At 68.7% G+C, this 15,256-nt stretch carries 13 protein-coding genes and 1 tRNA gene; 7 read left to right on the forward strand and 7 right to left on the reverse strand.

Annotated features, from left to right (window positions below; genetic code table 11):
- The first annotated feature begins 145 nt into the window (after positions 1 to 145).
- A tRNA-Thr gene (locus ACIB24_RS12490) sits at positions 146 to 218 on the forward strand.
- Between the two features lie 34 nt (positions 219 to 252).
- Here ACIB24_RS12490 and ACIB24_RS12495 read toward each other — a convergent pair.
- Together ACIB24_RS12495 and ACIB24_RS12500 are read right to left on the reverse strand one after the other, a co-directional pair.
- A complete protein-coding gene (locus ACIB24_RS12495; protein ID WP_398280459.1) occupies positions 253 to 1,608 on the reverse strand; it encodes a tyrosine-type recombinase/integrase in 1,356 nt (451 codons plus the stop codon).
- A complete protein-coding gene (locus ACIB24_RS12500; RefSeq protein ID WP_398280461.1) occupies positions 1,608 to 2,297 on the reverse strand; it encodes a helix-turn-helix domain-containing protein in 690 nt (229 codons plus the stop codon). The genes ACIB24_RS12495 and ACIB24_RS12500 overlap by 1 nt, the downstream gene beginning before the upstream one ends.
- 136 nt (positions 2,298 to 2,433) lie before the next feature.
- Between ACIB24_RS12500 and ACIB24_RS12505 the strand changes: the two genes are divergently transcribed.
- The 4 genes from ACIB24_RS12505 to ACIB24_RS12520 all read left to right on the forward strand — a co-directional run bounded on the left by ACIB24_RS12505 (position 2,434) and on the right by ACIB24_RS12520 (position 4,775).
- Positions 2,434 to 2,652 (forward strand): helix-turn-helix domain-containing protein, encoded by a 219-nt coding sequence (locus tag ACIB24_RS12505; RefSeq protein ID WP_398280465.1) that lies wholly within the window; start codon positions 2,434 to 2,436, stop codon positions 2,650 to 2,652.
- A 409-nt stretch (positions 2,653 to 3,061) separates the two neighbouring features.
- Positions 3,062 to 3,736, forward strand: coding sequence for a helix-turn-helix domain-containing protein (locus ACIB24_RS12510; protein WP_398280468.1), 675 nt, complete (start codon positions 3,062 to 3,064; stop codon positions 3,734 to 3,736).
- Between the two features lie 12 nt (positions 3,737 to 3,748).
- Positions 3,749 to 4,138, forward strand: a complete 390-nt coding sequence (locus ACIB24_RS12515; protein WP_398280471.1) for a hypothetical protein — start codon at positions 3,749 to 3,751, stop codon at positions 4,136 to 4,138.
- Between the two features lie 178 nt (positions 4,139 to 4,316).
- Positions 4,317 to 4,775, forward strand: coding sequence for a hypothetical protein (locus ACIB24_RS12520; protein ID WP_398280474.1), 459 nt, complete (start codon positions 4,317 to 4,319; stop codon positions 4,773 to 4,775).
- Positions 4,776 to 5,391: 616 nt separating this feature from the next.
- On the opposite strand, the gene ACIB24_RS12525 is transcribed toward ACIB24_RS12520, so the two are convergent.
- Entirely contained in the window at positions 5,392 to 6,252 is an 861-nt protein-coding gene (locus ACIB24_RS12525; protein ID WP_398281851.1) for a PIN domain-containing protein, read from the reverse strand.
- Positions 6,253 to 6,401: 149 nt separating this feature from the next.
- Here ACIB24_RS12525 and ACIB24_RS12530 point away from each other — a divergent pair, with 149 nt between their 5' ends.
- Both ACIB24_RS12530 and ACIB24_RS12535 read left to right on the forward strand, forming a co-directional pair.
- Positions 6,402 to 8,843, forward strand: coding sequence for a hypothetical protein (locus ACIB24_RS12530; protein WP_398280477.1), 2,442 nt, complete (start codon positions 6,402 to 6,404; stop codon positions 8,841 to 8,843).
- Positions 8,840 to 9,184, forward strand: a complete 345-nt coding sequence (locus ACIB24_RS12535) for a hypothetical protein (RefSeq protein ID WP_398280480.1) — start codon at positions 8,840 to 8,842, stop codon at positions 9,182 to 9,184. Before ACIB24_RS12530 ends, ACIB24_RS12535 begins: the two co-directional genes overlap by 4 nt.
- A 428-nt stretch (positions 9,185 to 9,612) precedes the next feature.
- On the opposite strand, the gene ACIB24_RS12540 is transcribed toward ACIB24_RS12535, so the two are convergent.
- From ACIB24_RS12540 to ACIB24_RS12555, 4 genes are all read right to left on the reverse strand, one after another.
- Positions 9,613 to 9,912: a hypothetical protein gene (locus ACIB24_RS12540; RefSeq protein ID WP_398280482.1), complete on the reverse strand. Its 300-nt coding sequence runs from the start codon at positions 9,910 to 9,912 to the stop codon at positions 9,613 to 9,615.
- 1,843 nt (positions 9,913 to 11,755) lie between these two features.
- Complete coding sequence (locus ACIB24_RS12545) at positions 11,756 to 12,001, reverse strand: hypothetical protein (RefSeq protein ID WP_398280485.1); 246 nt, start codon at positions 11,999 to 12,001, stop codon at positions 11,756 to 11,758.
- 116 nt (positions 12,002 to 12,117) lie between these two features.
- Entirely contained in the window at positions 12,118 to 14,367 is a 2,250-nt protein-coding gene (locus ACIB24_RS12550) for a hypothetical protein (protein WP_398280488.1), read from the reverse strand.
- 14 nt (positions 14,368 to 14,381) lie between these two features.
- Positions 14,382 to 15,239, reverse strand: coding sequence for a DUF2637 domain-containing protein (locus tag ACIB24_RS12555; protein ID WP_398280491.1), 858 nt, complete (start codon positions 15,237 to 15,239; stop codon positions 14,382 to 14,384).
- Between the last annotated feature and the right edge of the window lie 17 nt (positions 15,240 to 15,256).

Here is a 15,256-nt window from a genome sequence, read left to right on the forward strand (position 1 = left end):
GGGCCCGGGGGCCGGGCCGCCGGTCGGGGGGGGGGGGGGGGGGGGCGGGCGGGCCCGGGGGGGGGGGGGGGGGGGGGGGGCGGGGGCCCCCCCCCCCCCCCCCCCGCCGCCGTGTCCCGGCATGTGCCCTAAAATCGCAGGGCCCGCCCGCGTAGCTCAGAGGCCAGAGCAGCTGATTTGTAATCAGCCGGTCGCCGGTTCGACTCCGGCCGCGGGCTCCGTTCGGTCACGGTCCATCAGGGCTCTGACCTGCTAGGACTCGGCGCCTCCCTTCCCGCTCTCGGAGAGGGAGGCTGCTGATTCGGCCTCCTTGCTCACGGATTGCTCACGCCGGTGCTTCGTGACGGCCTCCGAGGCGGCCTCCACCTGAAGCGCCGTGGCCTTCTTCAGGACGTGCGCGTACACCTGGCGGGTGATCGCCGGCGACGAGTGGCCGAGGATCATCTGGACGATCTCGATGGGCACGCCGCCCGACAGCAGCAGCGAGCAGGCGCCGTGCCGGGTGTCGTGCAGCCGGATCCTCGGGAGCTCGCAGGCCTTGATGTGGGCCTCGAAGTCACGGCTCAGGCTGCCGGGCCGCAGCGGGTTCCCGTCGACCTCGCAGAACACGAGGTCGTGGTCGGCATAGTCGTCGCCGAACGGCTTGCGCTCGGCGAGCTGCATCACCCGGTGCGCGGTCAGCGCGGCCTGGGCGGCGCCGACGAGCGGCACCCACCGGCGGCCGGCCCGGGACTTCGGCTCCTTCAGCAGTCGCCCGCCGTGGTCGCCGCCGCAGACCTTGCACTCACGGTCCTCGGGGCGGATCGCCTTGCTGCTGACCTCGATGAGGGTCTGGCCGATGGTGATGCCGGCGCCGCCCTCGTCGATGTCCGACCAGCGGAGCCCGCACAGCTCGGCCCGGCGCAGCCCGGCGTAGGCGGCCACCTCGTACAGGGCGGAGAGCCGGTCCTCGGAGACGTGGTCGAGGAACCGGGCGGTCTGCTCGGGCTCCCAGACGGTGAACTCGTGGTGCTCGGCCTTCGGGATCGAGTCCATGCGGCCCTGGGCCGGGTTGACCGTGATGAGGCCACGGCGCTGGGCGGCGGCGAGTGCGGCGCGGAGGGTGCGCCGGTAGGCCGCGACCGTCGACGCGGAACGCTTCTCGACGCGCTGGCCGACGTTGCCCTTCGGGCGCTCACCCGTGATCGGCTTCGCCACCTCACGGATCGCGTTCTCGACATGGTGCCGGCGGACGGCGCGTAGACGCATGTGCCCGAGCAGCGGCTTCCACACGTCCCGGACGTGCCCGGTGTAGCTGATCATCGTCTTGACGGCGAGGCGCTCGCCGGACTCCTCGAGCCACTGGTCGAGCCACGCCCCGAGAGTCATCCCCTGGTCGTTCGACCATGAGCCGTCCTCGATCTCGGAGAGGACGACGTGCATGGCGGCCTCGGCCTCGCGGCGCGTGGAGAACCCGCCCTGGGTGGTCTGCTTGCGCTTGCCGGTGGCCTGGTCGCGGCCGGCATCGACTGTGTAGCCCCACGAGCCATGTGCCTTCCGGCAGTCCTTCACCCTCTTGCCGTCGGCGTCGCGGCACTGGCACCTCTTGGAGACGCTGCCCTTAGCCATCAGTCGACCTCGAGCCGACGTGGTAGGCCAGCGAACATGCGCCTCTGCTGGGCGTTGGGGGAGTCTGACGTGAGCCAGTGGTTCGGTAGGTCGGTCGCTTCGCGCTCGGCTAGGTCATCGGGCAGGTCGGGCAAGGGGTCGCCTGCTGCGCGCATCTGTGCGCGCACTACCAGCAGCTGCTCCCACGCGGCCGTCCGAATCTCGGGGAGGCTCATGAACTGCTGCACGAGGAAGTCCTGATGCCGAAGCAGCCGCGCCAACCGGCCGGCGGGTTCGTCCGGCTCCGCGTCGTCTGACCACGGGGATCGCGACTCCGGGCTGGACCACCAGGCCAGCGCTTCCCCGGTCGTAACCCGACGTCCGGGAAGAACCTCGACCGACAATCCTGTCTCGTCCTCGGCCGCCCACTCTGTGATGGGAGAACCGTCCAGGGCCGGAGGGTACGGCAGAAGGAGGCCGGTCGGCGGGACACGCAAGATCGCAGCGAAGAGCATCAGCTCGGAGACACTTACGTGGGGGCGACGGCCGGTCTCGAAGTTGGCGAGGACCTGGCGCGTGATTGGAACGCCGGCGGCGCTCATGGCGTCGGCCAGGGCTTGGGCGCTCATCTTCCGATCGAGCCGCCAGTATCGAACGTTGCTGGCCACGACACGCGCAGTGTCTTCGCTCCACGTCGCGTCATCCGCCATGAAGCAGAACTGTAGAGCCGTCGTGCCGTTGTTCTCCACAAGAACAGATAGTTGCATCAGTTGACAGCATCACGCAATACCGAGCACGCTTCAGTCTGTTCCTGTAGAGCGCGGACTAGTACGGAAGGTGTTCTCCATGAGCACAACCCGCATCACGCAGACCTTTCCGGACCAGCCGTTGATCCCCGTGCTGGCCGCGTTCTCACATCTTGGGATCAGCAGATCGACGGGATACGAGCTGCTCCGGACCGGGGAGTTCCCCTTGCCCGTCGTCAAGGTCGGCAAACGGACGAAGGTCCGTCGCGTCGACCTGGCGCGGTACCTCGGCGTAACGGTTGGTGGTGACGCGGTGTGAAGAAGTCGCGAGAGGCAGCAACTTCAGCGGGCGCTCCAGCAAACGAACGCCGCCCACAGCCTGGCAGGGCTGGGGCGGCCGAGGAGGTCGTGCAGCTGGGTGGCGGCGCGGACTCAGAACTGAGCATAGACGCCGACCGGATCGGCTGGCGGGCGGACATCGACGCCCTGATCGAGGCGAGGGCTCGGACCGGCGTGCCGTTCACCGCGGATGACATCCGGACCGACGCCCTCAACAGCGGAATCCCGCTGCCGTCGCACCCCTCGGCATGGGGTACCCGCTTTCGGCTTGCCTGCGACCGTCACGTCATCGAAGCCGTCGGGGTCGGCGTCTCCTCGCGCCCCGTCCGGCGAGGACTGCACCACCGGTGGGTAGGCACCAGGTTCTGGCGTGACCAGAGGTCGGCGGGATGAGCGTCGAGGCGATCTCCCTTGCACTGCACCACTCGCGTGCCACGGGGACGGTGAAGCTCGTACTGATCGGCATCGCCAACCATGAAGGCGACGGCGGCTCCTGGCCGTCCATCGCGACGCTGGCCCGCTACGCCAACGCCTCCGAGCGCACCGTCCAACGAGCCATCCGGCAGCTCGAAGAACTAGGCGAGGTCGTCGTCGCCATCCAGGCCGGCGGACTGGCCGATCTTGACCACCGGTACCGGCCGAACCGTTACGAGGTGACCCTCCGCTGCCCACCCGACTGCGACGGCACCACACGCCACCGGATCAGGGGTGACGCAGGTGTCACCCCCAGGGGTGACGCTGGTGTCGCGGCGGGGGTGACGCTGGTGTCACCCAAACCGTCCTTGAACCATCCTTCTGAATCGTCCATGGCCTCACGGCAGGGCTCACCCGCTCCGCGGCCGAGCGCGATCCAGCAAGACGACCGCGAGTTGCTGGCCGAGATCGCCGCGGCGCACGGCCTCGAAGACGACCTCGGCGACATCGCCGCCTGCCTCCGCAGTTGCTACGGCGCCCGCTTCCCCGGGCGATGGCTCGCAGCACGCCACGATGCCGGTGAGCTCGACGGGCTACTTCACGCCCAGGGCATCGCATCAACCTGCTGGCGCCACGAACGCCGAGCCTGAAAGGACACCACCTTGGACGAGCCCACACCCATCGGCCCCCTCGTCGAGTTCCTCACCGCCGCGGCCCTCGAGCGCGCCAAGCTCCGGGACCAGATCATCGACGGCGACCCGAACCACCCCGTCCAGCGTCAGATCCTCCACTGGGCGACCGAGCGCGTCGAACGCGCCCGTGAGGCGCTCCTGGCCGTCGGTTACCCGGCGGCCAGCGTCGACCAACTCATCCGAGACGCCGACCCCCGAACATCGACAGCTGACACCGCAGAGGACGTCGACACCGAAGGGCAGCTGCCCGACTTCACCGACTGGGTCGAGCAGGAGGCAGAGAGGAATACCGCCACCGTCACCCCGCTTCGGCGGCCTACCCCGTCGACGGACCCCATGGAGGAGCCGCATGGCCAGTGACCCCATGGAAGGCGCTCGCTGCGGCGCCACGACCCGAAATGGCGGTGCGTGCGGTAGACCAGCCGGCTGGGGCACCGGGCACAACGGTCAAGGCCGCTGCAGGCTGCACGGTGGGGCAGCTCCCCAGGTTGAGGCCGCCGCTGAGCGGCGACGCCAGGCCGGGGAACTCGAACAGGCGATGGTCACGTACGGGCTGCCGATCGAGACCGACCCTGGAGACGCGCTCCTGCAGCTCGTCGCGCTGTCCGCCGGGCACGTTGCCTGGCTGGCTCAGGAGATCCGCCAGCTTGCCCCTGAGGCGTTGACCTGGGGTGCATCCAGGCGCTCGCACGAAGCTGGGTACAACAGCGAGGGGCGCGTGGACGTCACTACCGAGATCGAAGCCTCGGGAATCAACGTGTTGCTGGAGATCTATCACCGCGAGCGCGACCTTCTGCGGCGCACCGCCACCGACGCGGCTCGTCTTGGGATCGCTAAGAAAAAGCTGGAGCTAGCGGAGCAAGCTGGGGAACGTGCGGGCGAGTTCCTCAGGCTTGCGCTGGCGCCACTCAGGTTGCCGCAGGACCAGATCCGGGAAGTCATCCGGGCCGGCGCCCCGCACCTTCATTTGCTGGCCGGTGGATTCTCTGCGGGGTAGAGCGCCTGTTCGGCGGCCCAACTGCTACGGAAATGGGCACCTCCTACGACAGAGCCCCTTCGGTGACCTAGCGTTGAAGGGTTGGCGAAGCCGCCCAGGTTCCCAACTCGGGTGATGCCCCCGGGCATCGAGAAGTGAACCTGCTGGCGGCCCGCCAACCTCACTGCCGGCGAGCCGACGCCGCGCTTCTGCCGTTCCAGGCGAGGCACTACCAGTTCTTGGAGGTCAACGGTTGGCCCGACGGGGGCGTCGGCGGATCCTGCGCGGGTCGTCCCAAAGCCCCGGGGCCATTCCGGTAAAGGCGCTGCCTCCAGGTCTGCTTGAAGGCGCCATCGGAAACTCTGCGGAGGCGATAGTCGGTCTGCTGCACGATCCACTCGCCTCGGCGGACCTCGCCCGGGAAGCCGTACTCTCGGCGGCCTTCCAAGGCTTGGTCGACGATCAGCAAGTCAACGAGCCGGCTACACGTCACGCCCGTGGGTAGCCACGCCGCGATGGCAGCGTCGTTGTCTCCGGTGAATTGGATAGCGGCGAGCGCCCCCATGACCATGCCGGAACAGTACGCCGCGAGGAGTGGTGGTTGAACATTCCGGACCGAGTACGAGAGGTGACCGGTTCATGCGCCTTCGGGCAGCGGCGGCTCGTTCTTCGGCTGCTTGCCAAGCCAGTCGTCAGGTCGATCAGCAACGCCGAGTTTCACCGGTTTCAGGTCTAGCTGGCGGGCCTCGAAGGCCATGTTCGTGTCGAACGTAACCAGCTTGACGTTCCGTCCAGAGCGGCCCTGCAGGCGCACTGCCTCAGCCAAGATCTCCGGGTCGCCTTCGGCGGTCGCGCCTGCGACCGGCGACGGAAACACGCGAACACGGACGTCTTTCGTTCCAGGGAGATCCGGTACGTGTTCGGTTACCTTGCTGGCGCCGAAGAGACGCTCGATGCTGCTGAGGGTGTAGGCGGCTCGCCATCGTTGGTCGCGGCTTCTCTTGCGGCGGTCGAGTTCTCGGATGACGGCCATCGGAATGCCGATGATGACGGGCTCGTACTCGCGGGCTTCGACCATGGCCCTCCAGTCGATCTTGTCCCATGTACGGCGGTGGCCGACGAAGACACTCGTGTCGGGCAAGACCAAGTGTCCGCTCATGATGCTCCAGAGCCCGAACTCGACCCTGAGGTCACGGTGAAGACCGTCGAGGATGCGCTGCTGACTGGCGACCTCGTGGTTGATCATTAGGCGCTGGGGTGCCGGTGTGTCTTGCGCGAATGACCAAGCTGCCGCCGACTCGATCGCGTAGTACCGCCGCGTCATGATCAGCTGCTCGACGTCTCCGCTGTCGAAGCAGTTGCTCAGCAGGCCGACTTGCTCCAGTGCCCACTGCAGGTAGGCGATGTGGCTGCCGTTGACCGTGGTCAACTTGGCGGCTGCGTTGGCCACCGCCTGCAGCGCCTCGTCGGGCTCGACTCGCGGGCGTACCGAGATCATCACGCCGAGAAGTCTGCTCTGTTCCGGCTGCCGCTTTCCAATCGATTCCGAGTCTCGCGTTGCTTCGCAAGGTCGGCCGCGATGGCTTGGCCGGGTAACATGTACTTGGGGTCGGGTATCGAAAACTACTGATACCCAGGGAGATCCCGTTGACTGGTGAAGGTCGCGACCCGATCGCCCGCGCCTACATCGAGATCAAGGCCCGCCGCGACCATCGGATGCGGGACGAGCTGCGGCGCGAGGGCCAGCAGGCCGGGCAGGCCGCAGGCCAGGCGGCCGGGCAGTCCTACGGCGAGCAGTTCTGGCGCTCAGCGGACGGCCGTTTGCGCGACAGCAAGGGCCGGTTCGTCAAGGTCGGCACCGAGATCGGCGCCGACATGGGGGCGGCCGCGGGGAACAGCTGGAGCCAGAAGTTCTGGACCGCCTCGGGCAGCGGGCTGCCCGGCGCCAAGGGACGTCACGTCCGGTCCGCGGCGGCCATCGGCGGTGACGCCGGGAAGGCGTGGTCGCAGTCGTTCAACGACTGGGCGTCGAAGGGGACGTCGAAGGTCGGCGGGCTGATCGACGGTCTCGGCACGAAGATCGGGAAGATCAAGCCGCTCTGGGCGTTCGGCGGCGCGGCGGCGGTCTCCGGCATCGGTCCTCTGGCTGGGGCTTTCGCGACCGCCGCCGTGAACGCCGGGCAGTTCGCGGTCGAGGTCGCTCCGCTGGTGGCCACCCTGCCGGCGGTGGCGGCCGGCGGATTCTTGATCAGCAAGGCTCTCGGCGCGATCGGCCCTGCCATGTCGAAGGAGTTGTCGCCGGTCACCAAGGGCTTCAAGGCTGCGACCGACGAAGCTGCACGGCTGGCCACGGTCGGAATCCGCCCGCTGGCCACTGAGTTCGACCGCGTCAACATGCCGTTCGTCGAGAAGGCGATGCGCCGCATCGGCTTGGCCACGAACTTCGCCACGTTCTCGTACCTCGACTTCCTGAACAGCGTCGAGGGGACGAAGGCCGTGAAGGAGGTCACCGGGGAGACCGCGGGGTTCTTCGAGCGGCTGGCCCCGGACATCGAGGCGGTCGCCGAGTCCGCGACCCGGCTGGCCGAGCGCGTGGCAGGGGTGACGTTCGACAAGCTGGGCGACGGCGCCGACTGGGCCGCCGAGAAGATCACGAAGTTCTTCGACTCGATCACCGATAAGGACGTCGAGAACGCCTTCGACCGCGTCGGTGGCGTCGTCGGGGACGTGCGCGACGGCGTGCTCGGCGTCGTCCACGCCCTGCAGTGGCTGGACGACCACCGCGCCGAGATCAGCAAGGCCAGCGACGTCATCTCGCTCGGGCTGATCGGGATCGGTCTCGCCACCGGCAACCTGCCGCTCGCGGCCGGCGCCGCCGTCACCTTGACCATCCGGCACTGGGACGACCTGAAGGAGGCGTGGCGGGGGGTACAGGACGAGTTCGAGGGCAACAACTCGCTCACGGACACAGCCGACTCGCTCCAACGACTCTGGGGCCACGCGAAGCAGGCATGGAACGACTTCAAGGACGACGTCGGCCCAGAGATCGGCCCGTTCCTCGACCGGCTGGCCGATGCCTTCCGCGACATGCAGCCCGCCATCGTCGGCTGGTCCGAAGTCCTCGGGCCGGCCGTCGAGGTCCTCGGCGACCTACTGGCGTCCGACGCGGGACACATGCTCATGTCCCTCGGCCTGCTTGCCACCGCGATGGGGAAGGTCGCCTACGCCAGCGCGTCCATGTCTGCTCAGGTCCTGGACGCCTTCGCGGCCATGACGGAGCCCCTGGCCGCGCAGGCGCAGAGACTTCACCTGCCGTTCGCCGACTCGATGGCGGCCTTCGCGCAGGACGCCCGCACGGCCGCCGACCGGGTGCAGATGTCCCTGGACGACGTGAAGGCCGACCAGGCCCGCGACGAGATCAAAGATCTCCAGGGCACGATCAACCGGCTGAAGGGGCGAAAGGTCAAGACGGAGGCCGACAAGCAGCTGCTGGCCGACTCAAAGGCTCGTATCAGGGAGCTGCGTCGTGAGATCGCGGAGTTACCGGCCAAGAAGGCGGTCGGGATCGTCGCCACCTACCGGCTGAACATCATCGCCGCGCTGAAGAACGCCGCGAGGGAAGCCGGGTACGGCTTCGGGTCTGTGCCGTCGTACAAGCGGGCCGCGGGTGGCCTGATGGAGGGACCGGGGACCGGGACGTCGGACTCGATCCCGGCGATGCTGTCGCACCGCGAGTACGTGCAGAGCAACGCCGCGGTCGAGCACTACGGCGTGGCCGCCATGGACGCGATCAACCAGCGGCGCGTGCCCAAGGCGGCGCTGCGGCTGGCCAGCGGCGGCCTCGCCTCCCTGACCCGGGACGCGACGATCGCCATGGGCGAGCTGTCCGAGTCGAAGCCCGCCCGGATCGCTCGCGCGGCCGCCGCCATGCAACCAGCCGCCGGAGGCATCGATGCCGACGCGCTTGGCGCGGTCATCGCCACAGCTGTCGAACAGGGGATCAAGCGGGGCATGAAGCGGATGGCGATCAACATGGACGGTGCGCCCGTCGCTCGCGTAGTGGAAAAGTACAGCGGAAGGCTCTTATGAACTGCAGCAGTGGTTTTCACCCGCCAAGGGAGCGCCAGTACGTCGTCGACTCGGGTGCGCTCGCGTCTAGCCTCGACGAGGCCGGTGAGCTGATGAGCAACGCGCTGGCCCTGATCCGACGGGGCCTCGGGGACGAAGACGGTGAAGTCCTCGTCCCCGAGGCAACCGCACGGATACAGGCCATGCTCGACGTGCTGGCCTTGTGCCCGGATTGCTCGACCAGGGCCATGACTCTGGTCGCCGGAATGCTCGTTTCAGCCTTGACGGACCGGATCGCGCTCCGCGCCCGCATTGAGGCCAGGCTCCTGGACCTAGCCCAGAACGGCCTCCAGGAGGATTGAGCCCCGCTACCCGCAGGTCCAGGCCTCGACGGCCTGACGCACGTGATCCGACCGGAACCGGCGCCGTCGTCCGGCGCTCGCTGACTTGTCTCGCTCCACGCCGACTTCCGACGGCAGGAGCACGTAGGGCAGCTGGCCGCTGTAGGCCAGGTTGTGAACGTAGTCCGGGCTGCAGCTGAACCGTTCGGCTACCTGCCTCGCCGTTAGCAGCGGGAACATCTCGTCGTCTTCTCCGTCCAGCTCTACCGGTAGAGCCGGCTGCTTCGATCGGGGCATATGCGCCTCCAGGTGATCGAGGTCCGCTGGCGGTCGCGGCGGACTTCCAGATGCCCGAGACGTTGTCCGGGGCTCGTAGGCTCGAGGATGACTTACCGGACCGGGCATGCCCGACCCCGAGCGCCTCCGCCCGGTCCGGTAGTCACGTCAGGTCAGGGCTCGGACCTGAGCTCGGCGACCGCCCACGCCGTCCGGCGCTGCCGGGCCTCGATCTGGTGGCGCTCACCCACCGCGCTGCGACTCCCCGCGGTCCAGCGCAGGGACTGTTCATCGTCGCCGCGTGAGGTCTCGATGCCCGCGTAGGCCAGGCGTTCGGCGCGGGAGATCAGCGGGCCGTGGATCACGTGGGGCTCGACCTCATCGGCGCAGATCTCGAGAGCGCGGACGGCCTCGCGCACGACACGGTCGGGAAGGTCTGACACCCACACCGCCCGCTTACCTGCTGGGGTCATCGTGGTGAAGTGTGCGAGGACGTCGCACGATCGCTCGACAGGGTAGATCTTGATGACGGTGGCGACAGTTGCCACAGTGGCCTCCTCGGGTTTGTGAGTAGCCAACTTGTAGTTGGGCGGACCCCATTGCGTCGCGGGGTGCTGTGTGCGTCCGGTCCGGAACGGGCTCGCTGCTGTGGACCTGTCGTTGGCCCCGTTGGTCGGGCCTGTCATTGGACCCGTGGTTGGGCCTGCTAGTGGGCCTGGGCGGGGCCACCGACTGGACCTGGCCGGGTGTCGCGAAGAAGGACCATCCGATCCTGACCGACCTCTTCGATGTCCCAGCCGGGCACGGTCCCATGGCTCCCGAGGGCCCTAGGTCCCCGGCGCGGAGCAGATCTCAGCTCGCCATGGATGGGCCAGCCCGCCAGACGAGGCTGATTTGATGGCCGGCCCGGAGCGGCCCCCATGTCGGTATCGCCGGAGGTCTGCGATGGATCCCGCAACAAGGTGCTTTCTTCTCAGCGCGGAGCGTAGTGAGCGACATAAGCGAGTGGCGTCTTGACTCTTCGGAGTACTAGAAGCAATGCTGTCGGCACCGGTCAGATGCTTGACGACCGGTCGAGAAAATTCCTGAGTAGGCACCGAGGGTCGCACCTGGAGCACTCAGAGCGGGGCCCTCTGGCCGTCGGCCAGGGGGTCCCGGCCCGTTTGGACCGAGACGCGATTGTGCTCTGTGACATAAGGCGTTCGTCGTGCGTGCCAACGTCGGCGACCTACACTGCAAGAACCGGGGTGCCTGACGACGCCGATTGGGGGTTTGGGATTGAGATACCTCCAGACCCTGCATCGAGCGGCCGAAGGCACTACACGGAACGCTGTGTATCGGCACCGGAGAGGGACGAGTGGGTACCAGGCCGGGGCAACGAACCGGAGGTTCGCGCCCCGACCCGGCAGAGGAAGACCTATCAGGCGGCCACCCGATACGGAGTCCTCAGGGCGCACTCACCCTTCCGGCCGATACACGGCGGGAAGGTGCCACCCTCCTCGTGGTGCGACGTGACACCGTACTGATCGACGTAGGTGTCGGTCTTGGGCACACGCTGTCCCGTCTTCCACTGGCCACCAGGGCCAAGCGGGGTCCTCTTCAACTTCATCACCTCCTCGGAGGAGTCGGATGTCTGCTGTGATCGACTTGGCCGCACACCGGAGTCGCGCGGTCGCCTCGGCGGCCGACAGCCTCGTGTGCAGCTGTGGATCTGAATGGTTCACCCTTGTGGGGCGGCCCTCTGATCCGGCCGGGACGCCGGCCGCCGTCACGATGAGAAGCGACGGGGCGATCACTGGGCACACCGGAGTTCCCTGCTGCACCGAGTGCGGCAAGGTTGTAGAAGAACTCTAGGAAGACGCAGGGAATAGAAGGGGCCCGGAGCGGACAACGGGTCATCCGCTGACGCAGCCCACCGTGGCGGGCGCTCGTCGGTATCTCCCTTCCTGAGTGGCATCACGGTCCGTCACATCCATCCCCGAAGGGACGAACGACTAGGCCGTCTGAGGGTCGCAGAAGACATGGTAGCGGTCGGCCCGGGATGTCGGCGTGGACGACACTCGGCTGGCGTATCGACCCAGGTCGGAGGGCGTGTCCGCCCCGACCGAACCCCACCCTTCGAACGCCTGTTCGGATTCCGGTTTCACGGGGCTGAGACCGTGGCAATGAGGGTCAGGCGAGCCCAGAACTTTGCGTCCGCCGTTCTGCCGAGGATGGGCCTGATTGACCCGAGGGGCACGCTGACGGCCCGGTCCCGGTCTCCGTCGCTGGGTTGTCCCGCGTGTCCAGTCCTGGCGCGGTCTGGCGAGCGCGCTCCTACTCGGGGCGGTGGGCCCGATCCCTGGTGGAACTGAAGGTGTTGAGGACGTGTCGGCCGAGGCGCAGCCGGCGGCCGGTGCCTTTGCAGCGCGGGCAGGTGCGGAACCTCTTGCCGCTGGGGGACGGGAGCTTGCCGGTGCCGTTGCAGCGCCAGCAGGCGGCGTAGGGCCAGAACCGGCAGGCGAACCAGTAGCCGGCGACCAGGCCGAGCGCGGCTAGGGCTAGGAGCACGTCGGTGGGCATGAGGGGCCTCTCTGGGTTCTTGGCGGGTGGCGCCGGGTGGTGTCCTAGTCCCTAGATGCCTGGTCAGAGGCCCGTGCAGGGTCTAGGGATGCTCCTAGGGCTAGTGGTGGCAGCTCCTAGGGCTCTATGGCGTCCTGGGGTTCGTCAGCGGCTGCCGCGAGCACCCTGCGGGCCCTGCGGACGTCGGCGAGTGCGTACCCCTGGCGGTTGGTGTTGTCGCGGAACACCTGGATCGAGGGGACGCCGCGGGGCTTCAACATGCGGGTGAGCGCGGCCTCATCGAGCTGCGGGTAGCGGTCGCCGAAGTGCTCGCGCAGGCGCTCCACGATCTGCCAGGCCTGGACCTTGGCCTGGTCACCCGGCCACACGGCGTCGACGTCCTCGACAACCATCGCCTCGACCACGAACTCCTCCCGCTCGCCGGCAGCCTGGCCCCGCAAGGTCCCGGCGTCGATACGCCTCTGCCGTCCGATCGCGCAGGCCTTCGTGAAGTCCGTCGGCGTGAACAGGTCCGTCCGGGCCACCTGCAGGTCGCCGCCGCGGCCGGTCGAGATCCCGCCGATGACGGCGGCGCCCTTGTGGGCCTCGTCGAAGCGGTCGGTCCGGAACCCGGTCGCGGAGATATCGGTCCCGAGGATCGCGTCGGAGTTCTGTCGGGTCCGGGTCCGTAGGGCGATCCGGACCGTCATGACGTCGCGGAGGTCCGCAGGGATGACCTCGGCCGCCGGGCGCTGGGTGATGGCCACGAGGCTGAAACCGGCCGCGGGCGCCGACTTGGCGAGCCAGGTGAGAACGTCGAGCGACTCCTGCCGGATCTCCTTGCTGGCCGCCCTCAGCAGGTTCTGGATCTCGTCCACGATGATGATATGCGGGCGCATTCCGGCCCGAGCCAGCTCGCGGGTCAGCTTGTCCTCGGGCATCTCGAGGTCGGACAAGTCCCGGAACTGAGCGAACCGGGCCCGGGCCGCCTGCTGCAGCTGGCGCAGGATCGCGACGGCCCGCGCTAGGTCCTCCTCGTCGTCGCCGGTCTGGAAGTGGGTAGCGACCTCGGACAGGGCCAGCCAGTCCCGCCCGCCCTTGCAGTCGATCCCGGTGACGTCGCAGTAGGGGTCCAGCACGGCCGGGGCGGTGAGGCATTTCGCCGCGAAGCTTTTCCCGGCCCGGGGGACGGCGCCCACGAGATAGGAGGCGAACAGCAGCGGCGCCTTCACCTCGCGACCCAGCGGTGTGCGAGCGATCGGGTGCTGGTCCCAAACCGACACCTTCGGCATGCGGGCCATCGGCGAGCGGTGCGGGGTCCGCAGGAACGGGTCGTCGTCGGCGACGTAGATCGCTACCCGACGCTCGCTGCCCTTCACCGGCTCGACGAACACCTGAGCCGCGGCGACGTCCATCGCGGACGCGAGCTTGCCGAGGTTCTCGGCCGCGTCGCCGGCGGTCTTACCGTACGTGACGTCGACGAGGATCTCTGTGCCACGGCCGTTTGCCGAGCGTGCGATCGGCGCCGCGAGGGTGGCCAGGGTCGACTCGGCGGTCACGTTGCCGTCCTTGTCGACCTTGGCCGGCTGCCCGGCCAACCCGGCGGCACGCAGAGCCCGCATCACGATCGTGTCGGTGATCTCCCGGTGCCCGGGGGTCGCCGTCATCGTCTGGCCGATGAGCGGCTTGCCCGGGTCGGAGCCGATGATGGCCAGCACCAAGAACGTGGCGACCGAGACAGCTGCCTGAACAGCTGGCTCCTGGCCGCGGTAGATGATCACCCCGCTGGTAACGAGGATGCCTAACACCACGGCGACGACGAGGGACCGCCACTTGATCCGGGCGGAGCGGTTCTCGCGCAGCTGCCGGAACTCCTTGGAGTCGGCCTTCGTGCCGGTGGCCAGGTCCTGCTCCAGTCCGTCGGCGCGGGTGTCCAGTGCCCACCGGACCGTGCCGGCCACGACACGGCAGGTGCCTCGGGGCGCTCGGATCAGCGCGCGAACGGCGTACGTCGGAAGCCGGAACATGTGGAAGCGGAAGGCGTGCCACTGCACTCGCAGCCACCACCGGGTGGTGCCCTTCCAGCCGTCCCATGACCGCATCCAGCCGGGCACGATCGGCCGCAGTTCGCCAGCGCCTATGGCCGGCGGCCCGGTCACGACGGTGGCGGTCACCGTGTCCATACCGGGTCCTGTGACCGCCTGGGGCGGGTCGTACGGCTCAACAGGACGGGCCTCGCGCTGGGCGACCTCGCCGCCGTCTCCGGTCTTGGCCGCGGGCTGCTCGATGCGGTCGACGACCCCGTCACCGTTGACGTCCAGGTGAACGACGCCGCCCTCTGCACGCCGGGCCGTGGAGGTGTCGGGATGCGAGGTGCTCTGGCTCATCTCGATCTCCCTCCTCACGCGGCGTTGAGCTGGCGGAGCAGCTCCTTCGCCTTCTCCGTGCCACAGCCGTGACCCCGAGCGCGCAGCCCGTCGATCAGAGTGCGACGGCTCAGACGCGAGCCGTTGCGGGCGAACTCGGCCTGCACCGCCTGCGCGGCCAGCAACAGGTCGCCCGCGTCGACGTGCGGTCGCTGGCGGTTCGGGCCCTTGGACCGGCCGCCGCCCTGGCCGCCGCTCTTGGCGTCGCCGCCGTCGCTAGACGACGGGACGGTCTCGGCACGTGATGCCGGTCGGGCCCTGGCCGGGCGGGCCGGGGAGGTGATGTCGAGGACGTGCTTGCGCCAGGCCCGGAACGTCGAGGCTGGCGCCAGAGCCAGCCGGATCAGGCGGGGTGCCGTCACGACGACGGGCGGCTCTTCCCCGCGGCGGCGGTGGACGCCCTTGCGGAGTTCGGCCAGGAGCGTCTCGAAGGCGATCGCCGAGGCGAGTGGGACGCCGGCGGCCAGGACAACGGTCACGACGTCGCCGCCGGTGCGCGAGGCCGCCCAAGTCGCGTTCGATGTTGCCGACGCGGTGATCGCGCCGAACGTGCCGATCCGGGCCAGGCCGGCGGCGCGGCCGTCGAGGGCGGCGGACCAGGCGACGACGGCAAGCGACAGGGCGAGACCGTCGAACGTCAGGGGCAGCAGGATCGGGATGTCGAAGTGCTTGGCCGCGGCGAAGTCTCGCTGCTCGCTGAACGACCACACGGCGCCGGCGAACCACACGCCTGCGACTAGGAGCAGGCCGACGGTGATGGGCAGGGTGCGGGCGAGGCGCTGCATGGGCGTGACCGTGGCCAGCGCCTCGTCGGGCGTCGTGGTCGTGTCCATCGGGGTCTCCTCGGGTC

The sequence above is a fragment of the Spongisporangium articulatum genome (assembly GCF_044465595.1).
Lineage (GTDB): Bacteria > Actinomycetota > Actinomycetes > Actinomycetales > Kineosporiaceae > Spongisporangium > Spongisporangium articulatum.

Excerpts from the sequence above, each read along its gene's own strand:
- ACIB24_RS12520 (WP_398280474.1), top strand. The coding sequence starts at position 4,317 with ATGGTCACGTACGGGCTGCCGATCGAGACCGACCCTGGAGACGCGCTC.
- ACIB24_RS12535 (WP_398280480.1), top strand. The coding sequence starts at position 8,840 with ATGAACTGCAGCAGTGGTTTTCACCCGCCAAGGGAGCGCCAGTACGTC.
- ACIB24_RS12505 (WP_398280465.1), top strand. The coding sequence starts at position 2,434 with ATGAGCACAACCCGCATCACGCAGACCTTTCCGGACCAGCCGTTGATC.
- ACIB24_RS12495 (WP_398280459.1), bottom strand. The coding sequence starts at position 1,608 with ATGGCTAAGGGCAGCGTCTCCAAGAGGTGCCAGTGCCGCGACGCCGAC.
- ACIB24_RS12540 (WP_398280482.1), bottom strand. The coding sequence starts at position 9,912 with ATGACCCCAGCAGGTAAGCGGGCGGTGTGGGTGTCAGACCTTCCCGAC.
- ACIB24_RS12550 (WP_398280488.1), bottom strand. The coding sequence starts at position 14,367 with ATGAGCCAGAGCACCTCGCATCCCGACACCTCCACGGCCCGGCGTGCA.
- ACIB24_RS12555 (WP_398280491.1), bottom strand. The coding sequence starts at position 15,239 with ATGGACACGACCACGACGCCCGACGAGGCGCTGGCCACGGTCACGCCC.
- ACIB24_RS12510 (WP_398280468.1), top strand. The coding sequence starts at position 3,062 with ATGAGCGTCGAGGCGATCTCCCTTGCACTGCACCACTCGCGTGCCACG.
- ACIB24_RS12525 (WP_398281851.1), bottom strand. The coding sequence starts at position 6,252 with ATGATCTCGGTACGCCCGCGAGTCGAGCCCGACGAGGCGCTGCAGGCG.
- ACIB24_RS12545 (WP_398280485.1), bottom strand. The coding sequence starts at position 12,001 with ATGCCCACCGACGTGCTCCTAGCCCTAGCCGCGCTCGGCCTGGTCGCC.
- ACIB24_RS12500 (WP_398280461.1), bottom strand. The coding sequence starts at position 2,297 with ATGGCGGATGACGCGACGTGGAGCGAAGACACTGCGCGTGTCGTGGCC.